The organism is Nocardia elegans NBRC 108235, from assembly GCF_001612845.1.
GTDB classification, from domain to species: Bacteria; Actinomycetota; Actinomycetes; order Mycobacteriales; family Mycobacteriaceae; genus Nocardia; species Nocardia nova.
The window spans coordinates 116084-141485 of the sequence record NZ_BDBF01000014.1 but is presented as its reverse complement, the minus strand read 5'-3'; the positions used below and the strand labels follow the sequence as shown (position 1 = coordinate 141485).

Annotated in this window: 19 protein-coding genes and 1 riboswitch; of the genes, 12 read left to right on the top strand and 7 right to left on the bottom strand. The window is 67.8% G+C overall.

The window, feature by feature from the left end; all coding sequences use genetic code 11:
• Both NE2_RS12245 and NE2_RS12240 read right to left on the bottom strand, forming a co-directional pair.
• Positions 1-561 (bottom strand): dihydrofolate reductase family protein, encoded by a 561-nt coding sequence (locus NE2_RS12245; RefSeq protein WP_063026029.1) that lies wholly within the window; start codon positions 559-561, stop codon positions 1-3.
• Positions 562-687: 126 nt separating this feature from the next.
• Positions 688-1287: a GDSL-type esterase/lipase family protein gene (locus NE2_RS12240; protein WP_233429756.1), complete on the bottom strand. Its 600-nt coding sequence runs from the start codon at positions 1285-1287 to the stop codon at positions 688-690.
• 113 nt (positions 1288-1400) lie between these two features.
• On the opposite strand from NE2_RS12240, the gene NE2_RS12235 reads away from it, so the two are divergent.
• From NE2_RS12235 to NE2_RS12225, 3 genes are all read left to right on the top strand, one after another.
• The gene (locus NE2_RS12235) at positions 1401-2174 is read left to right on the top strand and encodes a 2OG-Fe(II) oxygenase (protein ID WP_063026027.1); all 774 of its coding nucleotides are present in this window, start codon (positions 1401-1403) and stop codon (positions 2172-2174) included.
• Entirely contained in the window at positions 2161-2925 is a 765-nt protein-coding gene (locus NE2_RS12230) for an SDR family NAD(P)-dependent oxidoreductase (protein ID WP_233429755.1), read from the top strand. Before NE2_RS12235 ends, NE2_RS12230 begins: the two co-directional genes overlap by 14 nt.
• Positions 2926-3173: 248 nt before the next feature.
• Positions 3174-5546, top strand: coding sequence for a lysylphosphatidylglycerol synthase transmembrane domain-containing protein (locus NE2_RS12225; RefSeq protein ID WP_063026025.1), 2373 nt, complete (start codon positions 3174-3176; stop codon positions 5544-5546).
• Between the two features lie 155 nt (positions 5547-5701).
• On the opposite strand, the gene fadD5 is transcribed toward NE2_RS12225, so the two are convergent.
• Positions 5702-7267, bottom strand: coding sequence for a fatty-acid--CoA ligase FadD5 (fadD5, locus tag NE2_RS12220; protein ID WP_063026024.1), 1566 nt, complete (start codon positions 7265-7267; stop codon positions 5702-5704).
• A gap of 417 nt (positions 7268-7684) precedes the next feature.
• Between fadD5 and NE2_RS12215 the strand changes: the two genes are divergently transcribed.
• The 4 genes from NE2_RS12215 to NE2_RS12200 all read left to right on the top strand — a co-directional run bounded on the left by NE2_RS12215 (position 7685) and on the right by NE2_RS12200 (position 16080).
• A complete protein-coding gene (locus tag NE2_RS12215) occupies positions 7685-8656 on the top strand; it encodes an NAD(P)H-dependent flavin oxidoreductase (protein ID WP_030514128.1) in 972 nt (323 codons plus the stop codon).
• Positions 8657-8888: 232 nt separating this feature from the next.
• On the top strand, positions 8889-9140 hold the full coding sequence (locus NE2_RS12210) for an acyl carrier protein (protein WP_063014346.1): 252 nt from the start codon (positions 8889-8891) through the stop codon (positions 9138-9140).
• The gene (locus tag NE2_RS12205; protein ID WP_084493982.1) at positions 9137-14353 is read left to right on the top strand and encodes a type I polyketide synthase; all 5217 of its coding nucleotides are present in this window, start codon (positions 9137-9139) and stop codon (positions 14351-14353) included. Before NE2_RS12210 ends, NE2_RS12205 begins: the two co-directional genes overlap by 4 nt.
• Complete coding sequence (locus NE2_RS12200; RefSeq protein WP_063909370.1) at positions 14350-16080, top strand: fatty acyl-AMP ligase; 1731 nt, start codon at positions 14350-14352, stop codon at positions 16078-16080. The genes NE2_RS12205 and NE2_RS12200 overlap by 4 nt, the downstream gene beginning before the upstream one ends.
• Here NE2_RS12200 and NE2_RS12195 read toward each other — a convergent pair.
• The 3 genes from NE2_RS12195 to NE2_RS12185 form a co-directional block, all read right to left on the bottom strand.
• A complete protein-coding gene (locus NE2_RS12195) occupies positions 16057-16443 on the bottom strand; it encodes an RNA-binding S4 domain-containing protein (RefSeq protein WP_063026022.1) in 387 nt (128 codons plus the stop codon). The two genes, NE2_RS12200 and NE2_RS12195, sit on opposite strands and share 24 nt — an antisense overlap.
• A gap of 61 nt (positions 16444-16504) precedes the next feature.
• Entirely contained in the window at positions 16505-17182 is a 678-nt protein-coding gene (locus NE2_RS37505) for a C40 family peptidase (RefSeq protein ID WP_030514123.1), read from the bottom strand.
• An 18-nt stretch (positions 17183-17200) separates the two neighbouring features.
• A riboswitch (cyclic di-AMP (ydaO/yuaA leader) is annotated at positions 17201-17364 on the bottom strand.
• A 262-nt stretch (positions 17365-17626) separates the two neighbouring features.
• Positions 17627-17911 (bottom strand): hypothetical protein, encoded by a 285-nt coding sequence (locus tag NE2_RS12185; RefSeq protein WP_063026021.1) that lies wholly within the window; start codon positions 17909-17911, stop codon positions 17627-17629.
• A 164-nt stretch (positions 17912-18075) separates the two neighbouring features.
• Between NE2_RS12185 and NE2_RS12180 the strand changes: the two genes are divergently transcribed.
• Positions 18076-19260 (top strand): ATP-binding protein, encoded by a 1185-nt coding sequence (locus tag NE2_RS12180; protein ID WP_030514121.1) that lies wholly within the window; start codon positions 18076-18078, stop codon positions 19258-19260.
• A gap of 95 nt (positions 19261-19355) precedes the next feature.
• On the top strand, positions 19356-21311 hold the full coding sequence (locus tag NE2_RS12175; RefSeq protein WP_063026020.1) for an acyl-CoA dehydrogenase family protein: 1956 nt from the start codon (positions 19356-19358) through the stop codon (positions 21309-21311).
• Between the two features lie 72 nt (positions 21312-21383).
• Here the strand turns inward: NE2_RS12175 and NE2_RS12170 are convergent, their stop codons facing one another.
• Positions 21384-22514 carry an epoxide hydrolase family protein gene (locus NE2_RS12170; protein ID WP_063026019.1) on the bottom strand — a complete coding sequence of 377 codons (1131 nt, stop codon included), beginning with the start codon at positions 22512-22514 and terminating at the stop codon, positions 21384-21386.
• Between the two features lie 249 nt (positions 22515-22763).
• Here NE2_RS12170 and NE2_RS12165 point away from each other — a divergent pair, with 249 nt between their 5' ends.
• The 3 genes from NE2_RS12165 to sdhC all read left to right on the top strand — a co-directional run bounded on the left by NE2_RS12165 (position 22764) and on the right by sdhC (position 25377).
• On the top strand, positions 22764-23780 hold the full coding sequence (locus NE2_RS12165; protein WP_084493988.1) for an alpha/beta fold hydrolase: 1017 nt from the start codon (positions 22764-22766) through the stop codon (positions 23778-23780).
• Between the two features lie 169 nt (positions 23781-23949).
• Positions 23950-24240, top strand: coding sequence for an Rv0250c family protein (locus tag NE2_RS12160; RefSeq protein ID WP_030514117.1), 291 nt, complete (start codon positions 23950-23952; stop codon positions 24238-24240).
• Positions 24241-24546: 306 nt separating this feature from the next.
• Positions 24547-25377 carry a succinate dehydrogenase subunit SdhC gene (gene sdhC / locus NE2_RS12155; protein WP_062966449.1) on the top strand — a complete coding sequence of 277 codons (831 nt, stop codon included), beginning with the start codon at positions 24547-24549 and terminating at the stop codon, positions 25375-25377.
• Positions 25378-25402: the final 25 nt, after the last annotated feature.

Genomic DNA, 25402 nt, shown 5'->3' with positions numbered 1-25402 from the left:
TCAGCCGAAGCTGGGCCGCACCACCGAATTGCTGGTGACCCGATAGGTGGCGAGGAGGACGCCGTTGTCGAGCACCTCGGATTCGGCGAGGGCGAGGGTGGCTTCCGGCTCGACGGACTCGAACAGCCGCAGGCCGCTGCCCAGCAGGACGGGGTAGACGACCAGGCGGTACTCGTCGACCAGTTCGTGTTCGCGCAGGTACTTCACCAGCGATGCGCTGCCGAAGACCAGCAGGTTCTGCTCGGTCCGCAGTTTCGCGATGCCGGCGGCGAGATCGCCCTCGACGCGCTGAGCGTTCCACTCCAGATCGCGCAGCGAATCGGTCGCCACATACTTGGGCATGCTGTTCATCTTGTCCTTGTACGCACCCTCTTCCGGGTGGTCCGGCCAGGACGCGGCGAACATCTGATACGTGGTGCGGCCCAGCAGCAAGGCGTCGACCGCCTCCAGCTCACCGGATTTGTACTTCGCGATGCCGTCGCACCAGAAGGGTGCGGTCCACAGCGGATCCTGGATGAATCCGTCCAGCGAAACGAACTCGGCGACAACGATCTTCCCCATGATTGACCTGCTCCTCTGCAACCTGTCACCGGCCCGGTCGGCCGATGCGTTCGAACCATGAAGACGGGACGAACAACGCTAACTAATCGGTGCGCAGAAAAACGCGGTGCGGAGAAATACGGCGGATCAGCTCACCGTGGGGAGGTGGGTGCGAGGTTCGGTCAGCCATTGCAGCCAATGCGGGCCGATCATGGCCGCCAGCTGCTCGTAGCCCGGCGCGCCGGGGTGGTAGCCGTCGCCGTCGCGCAGTTCGCGCATCCAGATGTCGTTGTGACGCAGCGGTTGGTGAACGCGAAGATACTGAACCTGTTCGCGGGAGCACATTTCGGTGAATCGATCGTCCAATTCGATTGTGCGCGCGTTCTGTTCGTCGTCGATGCAGGGCGGCGGCGCGACCACCAGGACGGTCCAGTCGAGTTCGGCGCAGCGGCGCAGCATGCGGCGGAGGTTGGCCGCGGACTCGTCGGCCGGCACCCGGATCGCCTCGTTTTCCCGCAGCGTGTCATTGACGCCGAAGGAGAAGACGACCCGCGCGTCGACCTCGCCGGATAATCGCTGTCCGCATTCGGCCTCCCAGCGGGCGGCGATATCGGAGGAGGTCTGGCGTCGCACCCCGAGGTTGTAGTAGGTCAGCGGAATTCCGGCCGCTGTCGCACGTCCGGCGAGCCGGCCCGCCCAGCCGAGACACTGCGGATCTCCCAGTCCCGCAACCAGAGAATCTCCCACGAAACAGACCCGAACGTCGCGCACCACCGGGTGATGGTTGCACAAACCGGGACGAACTCGGCGCGGTACCGGGAAGGCAATAAGATCGGCGGGTAGTCCGGGAGGGAGCTTGTATGTTGTCCGAGGCGCCGTTGCCGCGGTGGTTCATCGATCTGCTGGCACATCGGCGATGGATTCGCCGCACCCGCCCCTTCCCCCACGTCTACGTCCGCGACGTCTTCGTCGCCGAGTTCTACCAGCGGCTCGCGGTCGAATTCGAACGGGTGCGCACCGATCGCCAGGACCTGTTCGGTCCGGTTGCCGCGGGCTACGGCGCCTCCGGCGCGAGCCTGACCCGGATGCGCAACGGACCGCTCGAGGTCTTCCTGTCGCGCGCCTGGCACGACCTGATCGCACGAGTCGCGGGCGTCCCGGCCAGCGGCGACGTCGAGGGCTCACTTCACCATCACCCGCCGGGGAGTCCGCGCGGCTGGCCGCACCACGACCTCACCCCGGCCTGGTTCCCGGGGGCGGCGCCCGGGCCGGACACGGTCGGCCTGCCGGGCGACGATATCGATCTGAAGTCCGGCGCCCGGCCCGCGGGGGTGCCGGCGCGTGAAATGGTGCGCGCGGTCGCGGTGCTGTTCTATCTGGGCAACAGCGAATGGCAGCCGGGCGACGGCGGCGAGACGGGACTGTTCGCCGATATCGGCGCCGCGGAGCCGACACCCACGGTGGTCGTTCCGCCGCTGGACAATTCGATGGTCGTCTTCGAATGCACGCCGCGGTCCTGGCACACCTTCCTCGGCGCCAACACCGCGGCCCGCAACAGTGTGGTGATGTGGTTGCACCGGCCGAAGGAGCAGGCGGCGAGCCGCTGGGGAGGGGACCGCATTGTCCAGTGGTGACAGCCGTCGAGTGTGCCTGCTCACCGGGGCGGGTGGGCGATTGGGCGATGCGTTCTGCCGCGCGTACTACCGGGACTACGACATCGTGGCCGTCTGCCGCAATCGGGTTCCGGCCGCGCCCTCCCAGGAGGAATGGTTCATCGATCCGCTGGAACCCTGGCAGCCTGTTCCGGAGAACGACTCCCGCATCTTCGTCGTGCGCGCCGATCTGCGCCGCGAGGGCGAGGCCGAGCGAGTGGTGGATCTGGCACTGGCGAAATTCGGCGCGGTCGATCTGCTGGTCAACAATGCGGCGCAGCTGGATCTGCAACCGAACGGCCTCGTCGACGGCGACACCGCCCTCGACGCGCTCGCCCCGCAGTTCGCGATGAACGTCGAGGTGCCGCTGCGACTGGCGACGCGGCTCGCGCAGCGTTGCTGGCTGCATCGCGGCGACGAGAATCGGGCGCGCAATCGCAATATCGTCAACGTCTCGAGTTTGTCCGGATCCCGGGTCTACTCCGGCGGGCAGGCCGTATATTCCGCGACCAAGGCCGCGCTCGACCACTTGACCAGGCATATCGCCGCGGAATTCGCCGAATTCGGGGTCCGCGCGAATGCCGTCGCCCCCAATTCCTTTCCCGCGCTGGTGCCGACGGAGCTGGTCGCGGCCGCGATCGCCGAACTCGATACCGGCACCATGACCGGCGCTATCTTCAGCATCGGCGACACCGACGCACCCGTCACGGCCGGCTCGGGACCGCCCGGGTGACGCTGCGCCCTGCCGGTCCGCGAAGACCCGGGCGCTCGCGCGGTGGCCTCGGCCCGAGCGAGCGGAGATCCGGACGCGGAACAGCCACCCGAGTGCGGTCGGCTCGGGTGGAGTACGCGCACGCCCACCTGCGCGAACCCGGGGAACGGCGTGTTGCCGACGGGCGCTCGGACGGCCTCCTGCATACTCACACCCGAGCCGACCCAGGGACCGACGCAGCTCCCTCGATCCGAAAGTTTCGATACGACATGCGAGTAGACGGGCGGGAGATCCCCGTCTCCGGCAGTCTGCTGCAGCCGCGGATCAGGCGGACCAGCGACATCATTCGCGTGGTGCTGTCCGCCCTGCTGGTAGCGGTGGTGGTCGCCGGATCGCTCGTCACCCGGCCGCGCTGGGAAGCCCTGGAGCGATCGGTCTCCGACATCGTCGGCTTCCTCACGCCCGAACAGTCCAACCTGGTCTATCTGCTCTACGGCATCGCGATTCTGGCATTGCCCTTCGCGATTCTCGTTCGCCTGATCTTCCGGATGCAATGGAAACTGCTCAGCGGCTACGTCACCGCGGGCCTGATCGCGGTCCTGGCGCTGTCCATCACCGAATCCGGAATCTCGGCGCCGCAGTGGCATCTGGCGGTGCCACGCCAGCTCGACACGTTCCTGTCGCAATTTCTCGACGATCCGCGCTGGATCGCGATGTTGGCCGCCGGATTGACCGTGGCCAGTCCCTGGCTGCCGGCATCCTGGCGGCGGTTGTGGTGGGCGCTGTTGATCGCGTTCGTGCCGCTGCACCTGTTCGTGAGTCTGGTGGTGCCCTCGCGGGCGATGTTCGGGCTCGCGGTGGGCTGGTTCGTCGGTGCGGTGATCGTCCTGCTGGTCGGCACTCCGGCATTGGAGGTGCCGCTGGAGGCCGCCGTCCGGGTGCTGGCCGGCCGCGGATACACCGTCACCGGATTCACCGTGCTGCGCCCGGCCGGTCCCGGACCGCTGCTGCTGAGCGCCGACACCGGGCCGCATCGCCAGCTGATCGTGGAGATGTACGGGCAGAATCAGCGCAGCTGGGGAATGTTGCGGCAGGCCCGGCGCTGGCTGACCTTCCGCAGCAGCGAACGCACCCCCGCCTTCGCCTCGATGCGCCGCGCGGTCGAGCATCGCGCACTGATGGGTATCGCGCTCGGCGATCTGGGACTGGCCAGCAACAAACCGCTGACGGTGGCCGCGCTGAGCCGCGGCTGGACCCTGTACGCGCACACCGCGCCCCGGGGCCGGCAGCTGGCCCCCGGCGACAGTGAGGTGGTGCTGACCAACGTCTGGCGGTCACTGCAGAACATGCATCGCGCCCAGATCACCCACGGCGATCTGCGGGTCGAGGAAATCCGCATCGCCGAGGGGCGGGTGCTGTTCGGCGGCTTCATGGCGGCGGAATTCGGCGCCTTCGACTCCCGCTTCTCCGCCGATATCGCGCAGCTCTTGCTCACCACGAGTTCCCTGTTCGGGGCGGAAACGGTGGTGGCCACCGCCATTCACGTGCTGGGGGAACAGGCGGTGCTCGACGCCTCGCGCCGGCTCACCAAGAACGGAATCGGCACCCAGGTCCGCAAATCGGTGCCCGACAGCGGCGAACTGATGAAAACGGTCCGCGCCCAAGTACTTCAGCAGACCGGTAAGGATCGGATCGAGGCCGCGCGGATCACCCGCTACTCGCGCAACCAGATCGTGCAGCTGGTGCTGCTGATCGCGCTGGTGTACGTGGCCTACCCGTTCATCAGCCAGGTGCCGACCTTCTTCACCGAACTGCGTACCGCGAACTGGTGGTGGGCGTTGCTGGGGTTGACGATTTCGGCCGCCACCTATGTCGGCGCGGCGATGGCGCTGTGGGGATGTGCCGGGACCTCGGTGAATTTCCGCAAGCTGCTGGGCATGCAGGTCGCCAACACCTTCGCCGCGACCACCACGCCCGCCGGGGTCGGCGGGCTGGCGCTGAGTGTCCGATTCCTGCAGAAGAGCGGCCTGGGCACAGTGAAGGCGACCGCGGCGGTGGCACTGAACCAGGCGGTGCAGGTGATCACGCACGTGGTGCTGCTGATCGTCTTCAGCGTGGCCGCCGGTGTCTCGGCGAACCTGGAACATTTCGTGCCGAGTGCGACCGTGCTGTATCTGCTGGCCGGCGGTCTGCTGGGCGCGGTCGGTGCGGCCATGTTCGTGCCGACGGTGCGGCGCTGGCTGCGCAACGAGGTGCGACCGCAGCTGGCGGAGGTGGTCGCGGAACTGCACACGCTCTCGCGTGAACCGAAACGGCTGCTGATGATCGTCGGCGGCTGCGCGACCACCACGCTCGGCGCGGCGGGCGCGCTGTGGGCGGCCATCGAAGCATTCGGCGGCGCAACGACATTCGTGACCGTGACGGTCGTGACGATGATCGGCGGGACGCTGGCCTCGGCCGCACCCACGCCCGGTGGTGTGGGCGCGGTGGAGGCGGCGCTGATCGGTGGTCTGGCCGCCTTCGGCGTGCCCGCGGCGATCGGCGTGCCGGCCGTTCTGCTGTACCGGGTACTGACCTGCTGGCTGCCGGTCTTCTGCGGCTGGCCGCTGATGAACTGGCTCACCAAGCACGACATGATCTGAGCCGCACGCCGATTCGCACCAGTCGCGGGACAAACCCCCGGCCGCGGGCCGATACGGCGACGAGCCGCCGAGTGTCGACTCGGCGGCTCGTTCACGACCGGGTACGCGGCGTAGGTCCTGCCTCGCACGTGCCGGGCATATCCCCTGCCCGAAGGTCAGCCCGCGTATTCCTTGCGCAACTGCACCTTCACCACCTTGCCGCTGGCATTGCGCGGCAGCTCCGGCACGATCACCAGATCCTTCGGATGCTTGTACCGGGCCAGGTTCTCGTTGAGGAACGGGGTCAGCTCCTCGAGGGTCAGCGTTTCGCCGTCGAGCAGCGCGACCACGGCCACGGGCACCTCGCCCCACTTCTCGTGGGCCCGGCCGACCACCGCGGCCTCGTGGATCTTCGGATGCGCGAACAGCACATTCTCCACTTCGGCACAGTAGATGTTCTCGCCGCCGGAGATGATCATGTCCTTCTTGCGGTCGACCACCCAGACGAAGCCCTCCTCGTCCTGGCGAACCAGGTCACCGGAGTGGAACCAGCCGCCGGCGAAGGCTTCCGCGGTCGCCTCGGGCTTGTTCCAGTAGCCCTGCATCATGGTCGGCCCGCGGTAGACGATCTCGCCGATCTCGCCCGGCGCGACATCGTTCATCTCGTCGTCGACGACGCGGCTCTGGATGGTCGGGATGGGCTTACCGACCGAGCCGAGTTTGCGCAGCGCGTCCTTGCCCTCGAGTACGCAAGTGATCGGCGACATCTCGGTCTGGCCGAAGACCGCGACGTTCTGCGCGTTCGGGAAGCACTCGGCCATCGCCCGCAGCACGGTCTCCGAGGCGGGCGCCGCTCCCCAGCTCAACGTCTCCAACGCCAGCTTGCGCTCCTTGACCGTCGGATCCTCGCAGATCAGCTGCCACTGGGCGGGGACACAGAAGGCGGTGGTGGCCTGTTCGGCCTCGATGGCGTCGAGGAATTCGGTCGCGTTGAACGCGCCGAGCGGATGCAACACGGTCTTGGAGCCGAGCATGAACGCCGGGGCAAGGGAGCCCAGTCCGGCGATGTGGAACAGCGGCGAGGTGCAGAAGCCGATGCTGTCGGGGGTAGCGTTCATCGCCCGAATGCAGGTCAGCGCCTGGGCATTCAGATTCTCGTAGGACAGGATCGCACCCTTGGGGCTGCCGGTGGTGCCCGAGGTGTACATGATCAACGCCGGAGTGTCCTCCGGAATGTCCTGCGGCACATGGGGTTCGCCGGTCTCGGCGAGGAAGTCGTCGTAGCCGATGACGCCCTCGCCCGTGGTGCCGCCGATGACGACGCAGGTACGCAGCGCCTCGCTCTGCGCCATCACACCGGTGGCCAGCGGCTGCAGCAGCGAGTCGGTGACGATCGCCGCGGCCCCCGAATCGGCCACGATGTAGGCGACCTCGGGCGGGGTGAGCCGGAAGTTCACCGGTACCGCGATCGCGCCCAGCGCGTTGATGCCGAACACGGCCTCCAGGTACTCGGTGTAGTTGAGCGCCAGAATCAGCACCCGGTCGCCGAAGCCGACACCGCGCCGAGCCAGAGCATCGGCGAATTTCAGTGACCGCTCGTGCAGCTGTTTCCAGGTGGTGTCCTGCCCGCGGAACCGGATCGCCACCGCGTCCGGGCGCATCAGCGCATGCGTGGCGAGCTGGTTGTTCCAGTGGTTTCGACGCGACCGGATCGGTTCGTCGGTCTGGACACCGGTGGTCATGCAGGAACTCCTCTCGGACCGTCGGAGTTCGCCACCGAATGGGCCCGGTGGCGTCGACGGCTGAACCAACAGCGAGAATAGCAACTAACTTTTTGCCGTGACAAGGGTTACATACGAGAATCCCGGTTCACCGAACATTCGCGATACCGCGCCAACTCATGGCGATAACCTGGGTTTTTGGCTGATTTCACCATGACCTCAGTTCGCGCCCCTTCGAGAGTTTCGTAGCAAACTGCCGCTCACATCCTGTTGTCTCCGACGCGGTCGCCATGCCAGTATCGAGCCATCCGGGCAGGCCCGGCTCGCACGCGGCCAGGCACCCGAGGGGCGGCAGTCTGTGCACACACCGGCATCGAAGGGTGCCGGAGATGCCGGGCGCGTCGCCCCGAGTCGTACCGCGGCCAGGAGGACAACCAGATGTTGCGCACCAGATTCACCGAGATGTTCGGTATCGAACACCCGATCGTGCAGGGCGGCATGATGCACGTCGGCCGCGCCGAACTCGTGGCGGCGGTCGCCAACGCCGGGGCGCTCGGTTTCATCACCGCGCTCACCCAGCCGACCCCCGACGATCTGCGGCGCGAGATCGAGCGCACCCGGCAGCTCACCGACAAGCCGTTCGGCGTCAACGTCACGATCCTGCCGTCGATCAACCCGCCGCCGTACCAGGAATACGTTCAGGCGATCATCGAATCGGGCGTGAAGATCGTCGAGACCGCGGGCAGCAACCCGGAGCCGTTCCTGCCGTACTACAAGGAAGCCGGAATCAAGGTGCTGCACAAGTGCACCAGCGTCCGGCACGCGCTCAAGGCGCAGAAGATCGGCGTCGACGGCGTGAGCATCGACGGTTTCGAATGCGCCGGCCACCCGGGTGAGGACGACGTGCCCGGCCTGATCCTGATCCCGGCCGCCACCAAGGCGCTCGACATCCCGGTCATCGCGTCGGGTGGTTTCGCCGACGCCCGCGGCTTGGTCGCGGCGCTGGCCCTGGGCGCCGACGGCATCAACATGGGCACCCGCTTCCTGTGCACCGAGGAGTCCCCGGTGCATCGGAAGGTGAAGGAACAGATCGTCGCCCACACCGAGCGTGATACCCAGCTCATCTTCCGCACCATGCACAACACCGCCCGGGTGGCCGACAACGAGATCAGCCGCAAGGTGGTCGAAATCGAGGCCGCCGGAGGCAAATTCGAGGATGTGCGCGATCTGGTCGCCGGAGCCCGCGGCCGCCGCGTCTTCGACGAGGGCGACCTGGACGCCGGCATCTGGTCGGCGGGACAGGTGCAGGGTCTGATCGACGACATCCCCACCTGCGCCGAGCTGATCTCGCGCATCGTGGACGAGGCGGAGACGCTGATCAACGCGCGACTGGGTTCGCTGGTCGTCTGATCGGCGGGCGGGGCGAGCCGCGACCGGCATGGGTCGCGGCTCGTCTCGTCACTCTCGCCCCTGTGGCCTCAGCCGTCTCGACCTCTTCACCGGGCCCCGACTTGTCGGCATAATCGCTGGGGAACCTGCACTACGCGGGACACCCGCACCCGGTCGGCACTGTGAGCCGCTGCGCGAATCGCGCTCACATGCCACCCGACCGTCGTGCGACAGCGCCGGATACGGGGAGGACATGGCGGTGGGGCAGCGGGAACGGATCGGCACCTCGGCGGACGCGGCGGTCGCCGCCGTCGCGCACATGCTGGGCGCCGCACCCGAATCCGTCTCCACCACAGTGCCTTTCACCGATCTGGGCCTGAGCTCCGCGCAGCTCGCCCGCCTGGCCGGCGTGCTGGAAGATGCTCTGGGCGTGGAGATCTCGCTCACCGAGCTCTACGACAACCCGGATATCGAGCGGCTCGTCGACCATCTCGAGCGCCGATGACAGCCGCCACGCCACCGATATCGATCATCGGTATCGGATGCCGAGTACCGGGCGCTTCCGGCGTGAACGAATTGTGGCGCTTGCTGATCGAGAGCCGCAGCGGAGTCGGCGACCCGCCGCCGGGGCGCGACGGCGCGGGCCGCGGCGGCTATCTGGATTCGATCACGGAATTCGACAACGACCGGTTCTCGATCTCCGATCGCGAAGCGGCCCTGATGGATCCGCAACAGCGGCTGGCGCTGGAGGTCGCGGTCGAAGCGATCGACGATGCCGGAATCGGCTATCGGCTGAGCGGGTCGGATACCGCGGTTCTCTTCGGCGCCTGTGGTTTCGACCACGGAGCGGTCGTCCTCGGCAGCGGCGGACAGGACGCGCCCTACGCGGTGACCGGGTCCGCGCTGAGCATCATCGCCAATCGGATCTCGTACGCACTGGATCTGCACGGACCGAGTGTGGTCCTCGACAGCGCGTGTTCGTCCTCGCTCGCGGCGGTGGACCTCGCCGTGCGGTTGCTGGCCGACGACGCCGTACCGTACGCCATCGTCGGCGGCGTGAATCTCGCGCTGCTGCCGCACACTTCGCAGTATTTGGAACAGGGTGGCTTCCTCGCCGCTGACGGGCGGTGCAAGCCGTTCGACGCGACCGCCGACGGATACGTTCGCGGCGATGGGGCGACCGTGCTGGTATTGCAGCGCACGGCCGACGCGCAACGTGAGGGCAATCGGAGCTACGCCGAGATCATCGGCGCCGCAGTGGGTTCCGACGGCCGATCGAACGGTCTCTACGCCCCGAACGGGCGCGCGCAACAACAGGTGATCCGCACAGCGTGGGCACGCGCCGGCCTGGATGTCCGCTCCGCCGGATACTTCGAATGTCACGGCACCGGAACACCGGTCGGCGATGCGGTGGAGATCGAGGCGCTGGCCACCGTACTCGATGCGCCGGGTGGCGCGGTGAAACCGTATGTCGGATCGATCAAATCGAATATCGGCCATCTGGAGGCGGCGGCCGGGGTGACCGGGCTGGCCAAGGTAGCGCTGTGCCTACACCACGGAACCATCGTGCCCACCATCCACTTTCAGCGCGAGAATCCGCTGCTGCGATTGTCCGAACGCGGCCTCCGGGTGCCGGGTGAAGTGGTCGGCTGGCCCGCGGAGTCCGGCATGCCGCGATGCGCGGGCGTCAGTTCGTTCGGATTCGGCGGCACCAATGCGCATGTGGTCCTGCGGGAGGTGGAGCCGGGACCGGGGCGCGAGGTGCGGCCTCCCGTGCTCATCGGCCTTACCGGTCGCGACGAGGACGAACTGCGTGACACCGCGACCGTTCTGGCCGGCGGCGAGATGTCGCTGTCCACCCTGGCGGCAACCGGACGCGCACTGCCCCAACCGGTTCGGGCCGCGATCGTGGCGGACGAGCCCGACGATGCGGGCGACGCACTGCGCGCGGTGGCGAGCGGCTCCCGTTCGCCGGCCCTTCTCGGAGTCGGTGGGCGACGGCGCGGACGCGTGCTTTTCCTGTTCTCCGGACAAGGGGGTCAGCATGCGCACATGGGGCGCGAGCTGGCGGCCCGGTATCCCGAATACGCCCGTGCGGTAGCCGAAGCGGCCGACGCCGTGGCGAATGCGGGCGGGCCGCGAGTGTGGACGCCCCGCCACGGCTTCGCCGACGGCGTCGGCGCCACCGAGACGGTGCAACCGGCGCTGTTCGTCTACCAGGTGGCGCTGGCCCGGTTGCTCGCGGCGTGGGGAATCGAGCCGGATGCGGTGGCCGGGCACAGCCTCGGCGAAATCGCGGCCGCGGTGATCGCGGGAGCCCTGTCCCTCGACGATGCCGCGCATCTGGTCACCGTGCGCTCGCGGGTGCTGGGCCGGCTGGCCGGGCAGGGCATGATGGCGCTGCTCGAGGCGACACCGGATCAAGCGCGGCGGCTGGTCGAGCCCTTGCGCGCGGAGGTCGCGGTGGCGGCGGTGAACGGGCCCCGGGCGGTGGTGGTCTCCGGGACCACGCGATACATGGAGACATTGCTGCGGCGAGCGCGGCGGCGGCAGTACTACGTACGACCCGTGCCGGTGGACTTCGCCGCGCACAGCCCGCAGGTTCGCGCGCTCGCCGACGAATTCACCACCGCGCTGCGAGCGCCGGCGCCGCGGGCGCCCCGCGTGCCGGTGTTCTCGACGGCACGATCCGGCCGGGTGATCGATTCCGCCGCGATGGATACCGACTATTGGATCGACAACCTCTGTGGCACCGTCGATCTGGACGCGGCCGTCGAATCCGCCGTGGGCCGGGGCTACACCTCGATCGTGGAGATATCACCGCATCCGGTGCTGGCGCCGGCCGTGCGCGACCATCCCGAACTGGCCGACGCCGTCTTCTCGGCCGCGCATCGCGACGGCGAGGTCACCGCCCTGCTCCGCACCGTCGGTGCCATGTATCTGCGAGGGCGTGATGTCGATTGGTCGATCCAGGGTGCGACGGCCGGTCCGGCGGTCGAACGGCGTTGGCGGCGAAGAACTTTCCCGTTGCTCACCCGGACCGCGACCGATCCCGGCCGCGAACGACTGGACGATCACGTGGTGAACGGTGTGCCGACCGTGCCCGCCGCGTATTGGATTCGGCGCCTGCTGGATTCGGTTCCCGGACCGATCCGGCTGGCCGATTTCGCGGTTCACGAACGCACGGACATCGCGGATCTCGCCGCAGTCGGCTACCGCAGCGGATCGGATCTGCGCGTACTGCTGGGGCCGGTGTCGCTGGCCTCGGCGCGGGCGGAGACAGCCGCCTCGCCCGCCGACATTCTCGGGTGGATGCGTACGGTGGACGACCATCGCACCTCCGCCACGACAGCGGACGAACTCGATGTCGACGAGTTCTATACGTCCTTGCGCACCCGTGGACTCGACTACGGTCCGCGCTTCCGGACGCTTGCCGCCGTGCGTGCCGGAATCCGCAGCGCCGTCGGAGTTTTCGATTCGATCCCGCTGACCACGGCCGCGCTCGACGGCTGCTTACAGCTGATCGCCGCCGCCGGCCGGGAAGTCCTGCCCCCAACCGGGCCTGCGGTTCCGGTAGCCATCGGGTCGGTATGGCTTTCCGATGCCCCCCGTGTGCTGCTGACCGAGGCGCACGCGTTCGTGCGCGGGCACGAACCGGGCGGGCTGCTGTGCGACGTCATCGCGGTGGACCGGGACGATGCCCCGGCAGTGGCACTGATCGGCGTGCGAATCGCATTCGCGGACAAGGCTTTCGACACGCGGCAAGCGGCGAGAGACCCATCCGGCCACACGGTCGTCTACCGGCCGCCTGGAAACGCCGACGTCGACGGCGACCGTCCCGACGCTGCCACCGATGACGGTCTATACGCCCAACCCCAGATGAATCGCGCGGTGGTACCGGACGATGCGCCGCGTGAACCCGCCAGTGCCGGTGTCGTTTTCGAAGACGCCGTCGGCTCGGGAATGAACCTGCTTCTCGGGCGCACCGCCGCGCGCGGACGAGCCGAGTACGACGCGACGGTCGCCACCGCACCGGAATGGGCGAACTCCGTACTGCGCGAGGAACAGTGGATTGCCTTGCCGTTCTCCGCGGAAGCCGCGCGGGCGGTGCACCCGGCCATGGAGCGGGCGTCGGTCGTCGGAGAATCGCGCCTCGCGAAGTCGATCGCCCGCGCGCTGGACCGGCACCTCCCCGCCGAGCGGATCGCCCGGGAGCCCGGCGAGTCGACGGCCTTGGCGGCGGCAGCGGCACCGGGATCGGCGCCCACTGCGGTGGTGTTGGTCTGGGCGGAAGCACTCTCGGCGCCGCGGCACGACGCGTTCGGCGCGGGAACCGACGCGAGTCCGGTCGTCCCCGCACTCGAGCGAGCCTTGCGCGTCCTGCAGCAGGTGATCGCCGCGGAAACGACGGCGAGCCTCACCGTGGTGCTGCGGGATCCGGCATCCGTCGAACACAATGCTGTCGCCGCGCTGGTCCGGACCCTGCAGTTGGAATCCGGCCGACCGGTGCGCCTGATCTGGTCCGACGAATCGGGCGCCGACATCGTGCGCGAGCTCGTGCTCGACTCCCGGGGGCCGGCGGAAGTGCGCGTGGAAGGTGCGCGGACGCTGATGCGGCGGTTCCGGCGACTCGGGGGAGCAGGCTCCGGGGTCCCGATCTGCGCCGACGGCACCTACGTGGTCACCGGCGGGCTCGGCGCGCTGGGGGCCGCCGCGGTGCGGTGGCTGCTCGAGCAGGGAGCCCGCGATGTGGTCGTCCTGACCCGGCGCCCGCGGCCGCTGCCGCCGCTGCTCGACGGCGCCGAGGACCGCGTGGTGGTCGTGCGCTGTGATGTCGCCGATCGCGCGGACCTGGCCAACGCCCTCGACGACATCCGAGCGTGTGGATCGACTATCCGAGGACTGGTGCATGCCGCCGGTGTGCTGCAGGACGCCGAATTCGACCGCGTGACAGGCGAATCGCTGGCCTTGCACTTCGAACCGAAAGTGACCGCGGCCGTCTCGCTGCTCGAACTGACGGCGAGCGACCCGGTCGACTTCACCCTCCTGTTCTCCTCCGCCACCGGTCTGTTCGGGGCGCCCGGACAGGCCGCGTACGCCGCCGCCAATGCGGCAGTGGATGCGCTGGCGCACGCCGCCACCGGCCGACCGGTGACCAGCATCGCCTGGGGCAGCTGGGACGCCGGGCTCGCCCGCTCCGCCGGAGGCGCCGCACATCTGCGGACCGCCGGCATCACCCCCTTCGATGCCGCTCGCGGCATGTCCGTGCTGTCCGCGATTCTCGGCCGTCCGCAGGCGGTGGTGCTCGCGCTGGACTACACGCCCACCGACGACTCGGGACCGGTCGCGGCCAGACTTCGCGAGGCGCTGGCTCCCGCGGGTTCGCTCGGGGCCGATCTGCCGGGTGGGCGCTCGCCGGGCTCGGCAAACACTGCGGCCGACAGACGTCTGTCCCGAGTTGCCGACGCGGGCGAGGATGTACAGCGAATCGTGCGCGCCACGGTCGCGAACGTACTGTCGCGCGACGTCGAATCCATCGACCCCGAAGCCGATTTCGCGTCACTGAATCTGTCCTCGCTGCTGGCCATAGATCTGCGACGCCGTCTGGAGCACCGGCTGGGAATCCGGATCGCCACCGCCGAGCTGTTCGACAACCCCTCTGTCACGGCGTTGTCGACCGCGTTGGCGCTTCGAATGCCGCGCCAGGAGCGACGATGATCAATTGCTTGGCGGCGACCGTCGCGGACCGGGCAGCGAAAACACCGGACGATCCGGCCTTCACCGTGCTGTCGTACCCGGGCGGTCGGCGTACGGAGGTCACCGTCGCGGTATCCGAATTACACAGTGCGACAGGAGCATTGGCCGAGAAGATTCGTGAGCGGACATCGCCCGGTGATCGTGTCGCGATCCTGTGCGAGCACGGTCTCGACTATGTCGTCGCCTTTCTCGCCTGCCTCTACAGCGCCCGCACCGCGGTTCCGCTGTTTCCGATGGCGATGCGCCGCAATGCCGAACGGTTACGGACGATCCTCGTCGACGCCGAGCCGCGTCTGAGTCTCGTCTCGCCACGCTTGCCGACCGGCACGCCCGAATGTCCGGATGCCGACGCCATGCCGCACGGCGAACTCCTGACGGTGGATGTGCACGTCGGCACCGGCGACGTCCGAGTGGATCCGGCCGGCGCGCATCCCGCCTACCTCCAGTACACCTCCGGCTCCACCACTTCGCCTGCGGGAGTGTGCATCACCCATGCCAATCTCGCGGCGGCACTCGATCAGTTGCGTACGGCCCTGGCACCGGCCGACGACCGTCCGATGGTCACCTGGTTGCCGTTCTTCCACGATATGGGCCTGGTTTTCGCCCTGTCGCTGCCGCTGTATCTGGGCGTTCATGCGATCACGATGCCACCGGCCGACTTCGCCAAACGCCCGATCCGATGGTTGCGCGCGTGCAGCGACTATCGTGCCGCCGCGACCGCCAGCCCGAATTTCGGTCTGACACTGGCCGTTTCGGGCACAACGGCGGCGGAACGCGACGGTCTCGATCTGTCCTCGCTGGATCTGCTGCTCAACGGGGCCGAACCGATCCGCGCCACCGCGCTGGACGCCTTCACTCGCACCTTCGCCCCGTACGGATTCCGTCACCGGGCCCATACCGCGGGATACGGCCTGGCCGAGGCAACCCTTCCGGTGACCATCTCGCGCCCGGAGGCGGAACCGGTATGCGTCGACTTCGACCGCGCCGCCCTGAGCTCGGGCCGGGCGACCGTTGCGTCCGCGCGCCACGACGGTATCGCGCTGGTCGACTGCGGCCGTCCCGCCGGGCAAACCGTGCGCATCGTCGATCCCGTGACGCGCATACCGTGCGACGACGGTGCCGTCGGTGAGATATGGGTGCGGGGTCCGAATGTCGGCGCGGGGTATGCGGGGCTGCGCGAGCGGACCGCGGACACCTTCGGCGCGGTGCTCCCTGGACAGTCCGGAACGTGGCTGCGCACCGGAGATCTCGGTTTCCTCCACGACGGGGGGCTCTACATCGCGGGCCGCCTGCGCGACACGATCGTCATCGACGGCCGCAACCATTTCCCCGCCGATATCGAAGCCACCGCCGCCGACTCCGCGCCCGAACTGCGTCCCGGGCATATCGCGGCGTTCGGGGTCGATACCGGTGAGCGCGAGGACCTCGTGGTCCTCGCCGAGGTGGTGAGCCCACCGGCCGCCGTGAGCGATATCGGCCGGCGGGTCCGGGCCGCGGTGGCGACTGTGCACGGCATCGCACCGGCGGACGTGCTGTTGCTGCCGCGCGGCGCGATTCCGAAGACCTCGAGCGGAAAGGTGCGCCGGGGCGAATGCCGCACTCGCTATCGGGCAGGGGAGTTCAGCGAGGAATTCGGCACCGACGCGGGCGCCCTCCGCGCCAACTCAGGTCGAATCCCGGCCGAGTAGCCGATCGGTTTCGCGGCGTTCGCGCTTGGTGGGCCGTCCGGCGCCGCGGTCGCGCTTGGGCATCGCGGCGACGATTTCCGGTGCGGGTGGCGGAGGGCTCTTGTCGATATAGCATTGCGTCGCAATCGAAGCGCCGACGCGTTTCACGATCGGTCGGACCACGACGACGATGCGTTCGGCCCCGGCATTGCGGACCCGCACCTCATCACCGGGCTTGATCTGATGAGCGGGTTTGACCGTCGTGCCGTTGACACGCACATGACCGCCGCGGCACGCGGTGGCCGCGGCGGATCGAGTTTTGAACAGCCGGACAGCCCAGATCCAGGAGTCGACCCGAGCTGTAGCTGGTTGTGCCTGTTCCAGTTTCGCTCCTCACAGTAGGCCCGGCGGATTACCGCCGGGCCGTGCTGTCGAGCGAAAACGACTAGGCGACGCGGCGTGCGGTGACGATCGAGTCGGGATCCAGATGCGCGTAGCTGACGGTCTCACCCGACTGCGGCGCCTGGAGAATCTTGCCATCCCCGGCGTACATGGCCACGTGGCCGCCGCCGTTCTGGATGACCAGGTCGCCCGGCTTCAGGTCCTGGAAGGCGACCGGCTTACCGACGTGCGACTGTTCGAAGCTGGTACGCGGCAGCTGAATTCCGGCCTGCTTGTACGCCCACTGCACCAGACCGGAGCAGTCGAAGTTCGCCGGACCGGAGGCGCCCCACACATAGTCGGCGCCGATCTTGCTGCGCGCAGCGTCGAGAGCGACGTCGCCGACACCGTGCTGCTGCTGCGACTGGCCGAACATGCCACTCATCGGGTTCTGCGCGGCGTTGGGGATGCTGGGCGCGATCGCCTGCGAGCTCAGCGCCTGCTGAACTCCCTTGATTTGATCCGCGTGATCGGCGAGCACCTGGTTCGCCTGGCTGACCTGCTGGTCGAATTCCGAACCCAGCGGAACGTCGAAGTTGCCGACGCCGGGAACGTTGATCGTGGCCGCCATGGCCGGAATCGCCGGAATCGCACCGGTTGTGGCCGCTACTGCGCCGCAGACCAGCGCACCCTTGACGGAATTCGGCAGCCGAGATTCCCGTTGCAGACTGTGTTTACCCACCGAGCTGAGTCTCCTGTTTCTTCCTTGCCCACGCGCCGACCGGGTTAGCTGACGGGTTCGGACCGGGAAGATCGGCCCTACCCCATCGACCTTGCGACCGAAGAGGATTCACCCCAGTAACCTGGGTCCCCGGTTCAGCGATCGAGCTGCCCACTCGACTGCTGATTAGGCGGTGACTCAGCGGGCCGCCCCTCTAATGAAGCGACATACTCCGCGAAGTCACGAAGAGATTACGACGGCTCGGTGTTGTTGTCCACCCCACACGACGGCGTGTCTGCCCGCGTGTCGCCAAAACGCCAGGACCACCCCCGATTACAGCCCGGCGAATCCATCTGCTATGGAGATCACGGCACGGTATCCACGGCTCTGCCCTCGTTATCGAAACGAGTCGCCGGGGCGTTACATCCGTGGCATTTCATCGGCGGCGCTACATCGGCGACCGATTCACGCCTCACCGCGCGGACGGACCGCGCGCTCGAGTTCCGCGATGCGTCCCCGCGCGTCCGCCATTTCTGTTTCCAGCCGGCCCAGGGCGATCACGAGCGGACCGACCGCCAGATCGGCCACCAGTTGCGGATCGTCGTACCCCTGCGCGATCGCGTGCAGGATGTTGTCGCGAATCTGCCGGGCGACGCTCGCTCCGGCCGGCACGTCCCAGGACCCGACGACCTCGGCCACCGTGGGGTTCGGCCGATCGCCGGACTGCTGATCTTCCGAATCGGTGGACATGACCCCTCCTGCGGACATTTCGGACCTCGATCAGCCACCAGCGTAGAGAGCCCCTCGCGCCCGGTCATCCCCGCACAGCGGCTGCCATTCGCTCGGATAGCGCAATCTAGGACATCCCCTATATATCCCGAGATTTCGGTGCGAACGCGCTACGGTGTCGGGGCATGGACCCCGTGCGGAATCCGTATGCCCCGGGCGCCGGCCAGCGCCCGCCCGAACTCGCCGGGCGCGACAAGCAGCTCGACGCGTTCGACATCGTGCTCGAACGTATCTCGCGCGGGCGCCCCGAACGCAGTGTGATGCTCACCGGACTCCGCGGCGTGGGAAAGACCGTGCTGCTCAACCAACTTCGGTCCACGGCCCGCTCGCGCGGCTGGGGGACCGGCAAACTGGAGGCTCGCCCGGATCAGGAATTGCGGCGCCCGCTGGCATCGGCGCTGCATATGGCGGTGCGCCAGATCGCGGTCGCCCACCGCAATCCCGAGATGGTCGACGATTTCCTGGGCATCCTCAAGGCCTTCGCCCTGCGCGCGACCGCCGACAAGGGGATGCGGGAACGCTGGCAGCCCGGCATCGACGTCCCGGCCGTCACCGGGCGCGCGGACTCCGGTGACATCGAGATCGATCTGGTGGAGTTGCTGCTGGAGGCCGCCCAGCTCGCCCGCGATATCGGCGTGGGCATCGCCGTGTTCATCGACGAGATGCAGGATCTGGGACCGGCCGATATCTCCGCGATCTGCGGCGCCTGCCACGAATTGAGCCAGGAGACAGCGCCGTTGATCGTGGTGGGCGCGGGCCTGCCACATCTACCGGCCGTCCTCTCGGCCTCCAAGAGCTATTCCGAGCGCCTTTTCGGTTACCACCGCATCGACCGACTCGATCGCGATTCCGCGGACCGCGCGCTGATCGCCCCCGCCGAGCGCGAGGCGGTGGAGTTCACCGAGGAGGCCCTGAAAGCCTTGTACGACAAGGCAGATGGGTACCCCTATTTCGTCCAGGCCTACGGTAAGGCCACGTGGGATGTGGCCGCCCGCAGCCCGATCGGCGCCGAGGATGTGGAACTGGCGGCCCCCGCGGCCGAGGAGGAGTTGGCGGTCGGGTTCTTCGGCTCCCGCTATGAACGAGCAACCCCAGCCGAGCGCGAGTACATGCGGGCGATGGCCGATCTGGCCGGCGACGACGGGCCGGTGCCGACCGCGGCGGTCGCCCAGGAGCTCGGCCGCAAACCCGCGTCGCTGTCTCCGGCCCGGGACGGACTCATCAAGAAGGGGCTGATCTACTCCGCCGAGCGGGGCACCATCGGCTTCACGGTGCCGCATTTCGGGCGGTACCTGCGCGGCGTGCAGTAATTCTTCGCCCGCCGATTTAGCCGGAGGCCTACCGGCGGGTAACCAAGCCTTCTACACTCAAATGTGATCCTGATCACGTTTCGAGGGAGGGTCCCATGGCAACAGCCGCGAAAGTTCACGCCACCGAAGAGCAGGCCCGCGCACTGGTCGAGGAGTCGCGCGAAAGTACCTGGGCCAAACCGTCGTTCGCCAAGCAGATGTTCCTCGGCCGGTTCCGGCTCGACCTGATTCATCCGTATCCACAGCCGGCTCCCGACGACGCGGCGCGGACCGAGGCCTACCTGGAAAGGCTGCGGGCCTTCTGCGAGACGCTGGACGGGTCGGTCATCGAGGCCGAATCGAAGATCCCCGACGACTACGTTCGCGGCCTGGCCGAACTCGGCTGCTTCGGCCTCAAGATCCCCCCGGAGTACGGCGGGCAGGGCCTGTCGCAGGTCGGCTACAACCGGGCGCTGATGCTGGTCGGCTCGGTCCACGCGAGCCTGGGCGTGCTGCTCTCTGCGCATCAGTCGATCGGCGTGCCGGAACCGCTGAAGTTGGCCGGCACCGAGGAACAGAAGCGCGAATTCCTGCCCCGATGCGCGCGGGGCGCGATCAGCGCCTTCCTGCTGACCGAACCGGACGTCGGATCCGACCCCGCCCGGATGGCGAGTACCGCGACCCCGACCGCCGACGGCGAGGCCTACGAACTCGACGGAGTGAAGTTGTGGACCACCAACGGTGTGGTCGCCGAACTGCTGGTGGTGATGGCGAGAGTGCCGAAGGGGCCCGGACATCGCGGCGGGATATCCGCCTTCGTGGTGGAGGCCGACACGCCCGGCATCACCGTCGAGCGCCGCAACGCCTTCATGGGTCTGCACGGGATCGAGAACGGTGTCACCCGCATGCACAAGGTCCGGGTGCCGGCGCGCAATCTGATCGGACGCGAGGGCGACGGCCTGAAGATCGCGCTGACCACGCTCAATGCCGGACGGCTGGCGATTCCCGCGCTGTGCACCGCGGCGGCGAAGTGGTCGCTGAAGATCAGCCGCGGCTGGTCGGCGGCGCGCGTGCAGTGGGGCCGCCCGGTCGGTGAACACGCTGCGGTCGCGTCGAAGATATCCTTCGTCGCCGCAACCGCTTTCGCGCTGGAGGCGGTGCTCGAGCTGTCCGGGACCATGTGCGACGAGGCGCGCAACGACATCCGCATCGAGGCCGCACTGGCCAAACTGTGGGCCTCCGAGATGAGCTGTCGCATCGCCGACGAGCTGGTGCAGATACGCGGCGGGCGCGGCTACGAGACCGCCGCCTCCCTGCGCAGTCGGGGTGAGCGCGCGGTGCCGGCCGAACAGCTGGTGCGCGATCTGCGAATCAATCGGATCTTCGAAGGCTCCAGCGAGATCATGCGGCTGCTGATCGCCCGGGAGATGGCCGATGCGCACATGGCCGCCGCGGGCGCACTCGTGGACCGTCATGCGGCGTTGAAGGACAAGGCCACCGCAGCGGTCGGGGCGAGTGGCTTCTACGCGAAGTGGTTCCCGCAGTTGGCGGTCGGCCGTGGCACACTCCCGGCCGGATATACCGAATTCGGCCCGCTGGCAACGCATCTGCGTTTCGTCGAGCGCATGTCGCGCAAGCAGGCGCGCGAACTGATGTACGCGATGGCGCGCTGGCAGGCGAAACTCGAATACCGGCAGGGGTTCCTGGGCCGCCTCGTGGATATCGGCGCGGAACTGTTCGCCATGTCGGCGGCCTGCGTTCGGGCGCAGGCCATGCGCGCCGAGGACAGCCGGGACGCGGCCGCGGCGACGGAACTGGCCGATACCTTCTGCCGCCAGGCCCGGTTGCGGGTGGAGGCCGCCTTCGCCGCGCTCTGGGACAACACCGACGACGCCGACACCGCGCTGACTCGGCAGGTGCTCGAGGGCCGCTACGAATGGCTGGAATCGGGCGTGCTCGACCCGAGCGAGGGCACCGGCCCGTGGATCGCGGAATGGGAATTCGGGCCGTCCACCGAGCACAATCTGCTCACCCCGTTCCTGCCGTCCACGCGCGCGGCGGCCGACGCGTAGCGATCCATCGGGAAATCTAGGGCTGTCTAGCTTCAACGATCGAGAGCCTTAGATTTCCCGATGAAACGTCGCTCAGCCGAGATTGCCGAAGAAGGTGCGCAGGTCCGCCGCGTATGCCCGCGGTTGATCCATCGCGATGAAATGGTGCCCGGGCGGATTGCCCTCGGGCCAGTGCACAACCCTCGCGGTGCGCTCGGCGAGCCGCCGGATACCCGGCGCACCGCTGTATACCCCGGTCGGGACCTGCGCCGAACCGGTGGGCCAGGCGAAGCTGGTGCTGTCGTAATACGACCACGCGGACGTGCCGAAACTCTGGGTGAACCAGTAGATGCTCACGCAGGTCAGCAGCGCATCGCGGTCGATCGCCGCCTCGAGCGAGCCGGCGGCGCTGAAGTCGGTGTACTTCTGCACCATCCAGGCCAGTGCGGCGGCGGGTGAATCGTTCCATCCGATCGAGAAGGTCTGCGGCGCCGCACGCAGCAGAGCGTGATGGTCGACGCCGTTGACCCAGTCCGCCGCCATCATCGCCTCGTAACCGGCCCGTTCGGCGTCGGTCAGGATCGGGAGATCGACCTCGGTAGGAAAGCCCAGACCGGCGGTGATGTAGAGCCCGGCCACCCGGTCCGGCGCTGCCTCAGCCATCGCGGTGCCCACGTAGGTGCCGAGATCTCCGCCCTGGACGCCGTACCGCTCGTAGCCGAGCCGGCGCATCAGCTCCACCCACATCCGTCCGACGCGCTCGGTGCTCCACCCGGCTTCGGCAGGCGCCGCCGAGAATCCGTATCCCGGCACCGACGGTACGACCACATGGAAGGCCCGCGCGGGATCGCCACCGTGCGCCCGGGGATCGACGAGAAGATCGACGAGATCGGCGAATTCGGCGAAGGTGTTGGGCCAGCCGTGGTTGAGCACCAGGGGCAGCGCCTCGGGTTCGGGCGAGCGCACATGCAGGAAATGCACATCGAGACCGTCGATCTCGGTGCGGTATTGCGGGAACCGATTGAGCCGGGATTCCTCTGCCCGCCAGTCGTATTCGGTGCGCCAGTGCTCGGCCAGCTCGCGGAGCCGAGCCACCGGGACGCCCCGGCTGCCGTCCGCGCCGGGCAATTGCGGCGCCCACCGTGTCCGGGCGAGGCGTTCGTGCAGATCATCGATGTCGGACTGCGGAATATCGATGCGGAAGCTGCGGATCTCTGCGCTCATAAACGCCACGCTATGGGCAATATAGGCCAGATTACGTCCTAGTACGGCGGGACGCTCTCGATCGTTTTCTACGCCTGTCTACAGAAGTCGGTAGATGCGCGAAGATTCTCCCGATCATCGCCCCGCCGGATCGTCGGCGTCCCAGCGGCAGCAATTGTGCAACTTCTGCATAACACCAGTTTAGAGCGGTTAACACGACGGCAATCAATGACGACATCCGGGCAGGAACGGACTCTGCAGGAGGACGTCATGTCCACGACGATCGCCACCCGCGTCACCGTCTGCGCCGACGACGGCACCCCGCTGGCCGCCTGGACCTTCGGCCCGGCCACGGCCTCGGTGACGGTGGTGTTCGTCCACGGTCACTGCCTGCGGACCGAATCCTGGTGGTTCCTGCGGGATGAGCTGCTGCGGCAATGGGGCTCGGACACCCGGATGGTGTTCTACGACCACCGCGGTCACGGCGATTCCGCCGGCGCCGATCCCGCGACCTACACCATCGACCAGCTGGGCCACGATCTCGACGCGGTCCTGCGCGCGGTCGCGCCGACCGGTCCGGTGGTGCTGGTCGGCCATTCCATGGGTGCGATGGTGGTACTGGCCTACGCTCGCCTGTTCCCGGCCACGATCGGCACCCGCGTGGTCGGCGTCGGGCTGATCGCCGGGGCGGCCGCCGGTATCACCGCGGTGGGGCTGGGCCGATTGCTCAACCGGCACACCGTGACGTCACTGCGGGTCGCGGTACAGCGAGCGCCGCGGGCGCTACAGGTCTCGAAGCGATTGGGGCGCCGCGTTTTCGAGCCGATGGTGCGCGAAGCGAGTTTCGGCTCGCGGCGGGTGAATCCACGCATGGCCGCTCTCGCCACCGCGATGCTCAACGACACCCCACTGCCCACCATGGCCTACTTCCTCGATTCGCTCATCCGCTTCGACGAGACGCCGACGCTGCGACTGCTGTCGGATCTACCGGCCCTGGTCCTCGGCGGATCGGCCGACATCATGATTCCGTTCGCGCATTCGGTGGTACTCGCCGCGCAACTCGGCCGTTCGGAACTGGTCCGGCTCGACGGCGCCGGGCACAGCGTGATCCTGGAACGCGCCGCGGAAGTGGCCGTGGCCGTCGCGGCACTCGTGGCCCGCGCGCTCGGAACGTCGGCCGGGACCTCCGAGAGCCGTCCGGCCGTCACGGCCGTACTTCCGATTCTCGCACCTCTCGGCGAGGTGGAGCCGCCCTCGGTGACGGCGACCCTGCCCGCCGCCGGATGAGACTCGGATCCGACGCAGGTGACGAGATCTTTTTCCATGGGCGACGAGCCAGAACGCAAATGATCACGTAATGTGTTGTAGATCACGATGTGCGGTCCGTCACAGGTTTGATCTTGCCCTCGGGCGAGATCCGAGCCGGTGATCGGCCCGGAAGCACCAGGAGGTTTCGATGACACGCAGTGAGATCGCTGAACTGCGCTTCGCAGTCGGACAGCTCCGGCAATGCGTCGGCGCGTTGCGCACCCATTACGGAGATGCCAATTCGGTCCGCCGGCTGGAGAACGATCTCGAACGACTCACCATCGATGCCGAGGAGTTCGAACACACCCCACCACCCGAGGTGGACAGCCGCCGCCAGCAGGAGGTCATCTACGTGCCGGACAGCAAGTCCGACGAGGCGGCATGGATGGGCGCGCAGGACGAAGGCCTCGGCTTCCACTCGCGGCCGCGCACCAAGTAACCGGACATTCACCAGCAGCACGGGCTGTCGCGGCGGCTGCCCATTCCGCCGTGACGGCGCTGCGGCCCGTCGGTTCCCACCCCACCGTATTCGCGAAGAAGGTCCGAAGTAGCTCGTCATTCACTCGTTGCACCGCTGCCGTCGAGCACCCAGAAAATGTGGCGCAAATCATAGGACGGGGCGGCGATAGATCTTGCCTGGACCGGCCTCGAGTCATAGCCCGGTTGTCGTATGGTGCTCAGCATCACATTCGACGCCGGAGGTAACGATGACGTTCCACGGGGTAGACCAGCGAGGCGGCTTGCAGTGAGCGCAGCACCGACACGCGCCCCCGAGGCGGGCACGGGAGTTTTCAGCAAAGGCCGGGCGGCCATTTCCACACGCACTCTGCGTACCGACCGATGGTGGGTCCCCCCACTGCTCACGGTGCTCGGACTGGCCGCATTCATCATCTACGCAACCGTGAGAGCCTTTGTGCGATCGGCATATTGGGTCTCCGATTACCACTATCTGACGCCGTTCTACTCACCGTGCGTGAGTACCTCGTGCGTCGAAGGTTCGAGCCACTTCGGGCACTGGGTCGGCGACCTGCCGATGTGGATTCCGCTCGGTTTCCTGGTGCTGCCGTTCCTTCTGCTGTTCCGGTTGACCTGCTACTACTACCGCAAGGCCTACTACCGCGCGGTGTGGTTCTCGCCGCCGGCCTGCGCGGTCGCCGAACCGCACGGCAAATACACCGGTGAGACGCGGCTTCCGCTGATCATCCAGAACGTGCACCGCTACTTCTTCTATGTCGCGGTCGTCGTGTCTGTGGTCAACACCTACGACGCGGTCATGGCGTTCCACGGCAAGGACGGCGGCTTCGGCTTCGGCCTGGGCAACATCGTCCTGGTGGTGAACGTCGTTCTGCTGTGGGCATATACGATCTCGTGCCACTCCTGCCGGCATATCACCGGCGGCCGTCTCAAACACTTCTCCGCCCATCCGGTGCGCTACTGGATGTGGACGCAGGTGTCGAAGTTGAACACACGGCACATGCAGCTGGCGTGGACCACGCTGGCCACCCTGGCGATCACCGACTTCTACATCATGCTGGTCGCCAGCGGGACCATCTCCGATCCGCGTTTCGTCGGCTGATTCCGGCGACAGATTACGCCATAAA

What these genes read in the sequence shown, in the direction of transcription:
- NE2_RS12205 (WP_084493982.1), top strand. Translation starts at nt 9,137, where the DNA reads ATGACAGCCGCCACGCCACCGATATCGATCATCGGTATCGGATGCCGA.
- NE2_RS12180 (WP_030514121.1), top strand. Translation starts at nt 18,076, where the DNA reads ATGGACCCCGTGCGGAATCCGTATGCCCCGGGCGCCGGCCAGCGCCCG.
- NE2_RS12210 (WP_063014346.1), top strand. Translation starts at nt 8,889, where the DNA reads ATGGCGGTGGGGCAGCGGGAACGGATCGGCACCTCGGCGGACGCGGCG.
- NE2_RS12175 (WP_063026020.1), top strand. Translation starts at nt 19,356, where the DNA reads ATGGCAACAGCCGCGAAAGTTCACGCCACCGAAGAGCAGGCCCGCGCA.
- NE2_RS12160 (WP_030514117.1), top strand. Translation starts at nt 23,950, where the DNA reads ATGACACGCAGTGAGATCGCTGAACTGCGCTTCGCAGTCGGACAGCTC.
- NE2_RS12170 (WP_063026019.1), bottom strand. Translation starts at nt 22,514, where the DNA reads ATGAGCGCAGAGATCCGCAGCTTCCGCATCGATATTCCGCAGTCCGAC.
- NE2_RS12225 (WP_063026025.1), top strand. Translation starts at nt 3,174, where the DNA reads ATGCGAGTAGACGGGCGGGAGATCCCCGTCTCCGGCAGTCTGCTGCAG.
- NE2_RS12200 (WP_063909370.1), top strand. Translation starts at nt 14,350, where the DNA reads ATGATCAATTGCTTGGCGGCGACCGTCGCGGACCGGGCAGCGAAAACA.
- NE2_RS12245 (WP_063026029.1), bottom strand. Translation starts at nt 561, where the DNA reads ATGGGGAAGATCGTTGTCGCCGAGTTCGTTTCGCTGGACGGATTCATC.
- NE2_RS12165 (WP_084493988.1), top strand. Translation starts at nt 22,764, where the DNA reads ATGTCCACGACGATCGCCACCCGCGTCACCGTCTGCGCCGACGACGGC.
- NE2_RS12185 (WP_063026021.1), bottom strand. Translation starts at nt 17,911, where the DNA reads ATGTCCACCGATTCGGAAGATCAGCAGTCCGGCGATCGGCCGAACCCC.
- NE2_RS12235 (WP_063026027.1), top strand. Translation starts at nt 1,401, where the DNA reads ATGTTGTCCGAGGCGCCGTTGCCGCGGTGGTTCATCGATCTGCTGGCA.
- NE2_RS12215 (WP_030514128.1), top strand. Translation starts at nt 7,685, where the DNA reads ATGTTGCGCACCAGATTCACCGAGATGTTCGGTATCGAACACCCGATC.
- fadD5 (WP_063026024.1), bottom strand. Translation starts at nt 7,267, where the DNA reads ATGACCACCGGTGTCCAGACCGACGAACCGATCCGGTCGCGTCGAAAC.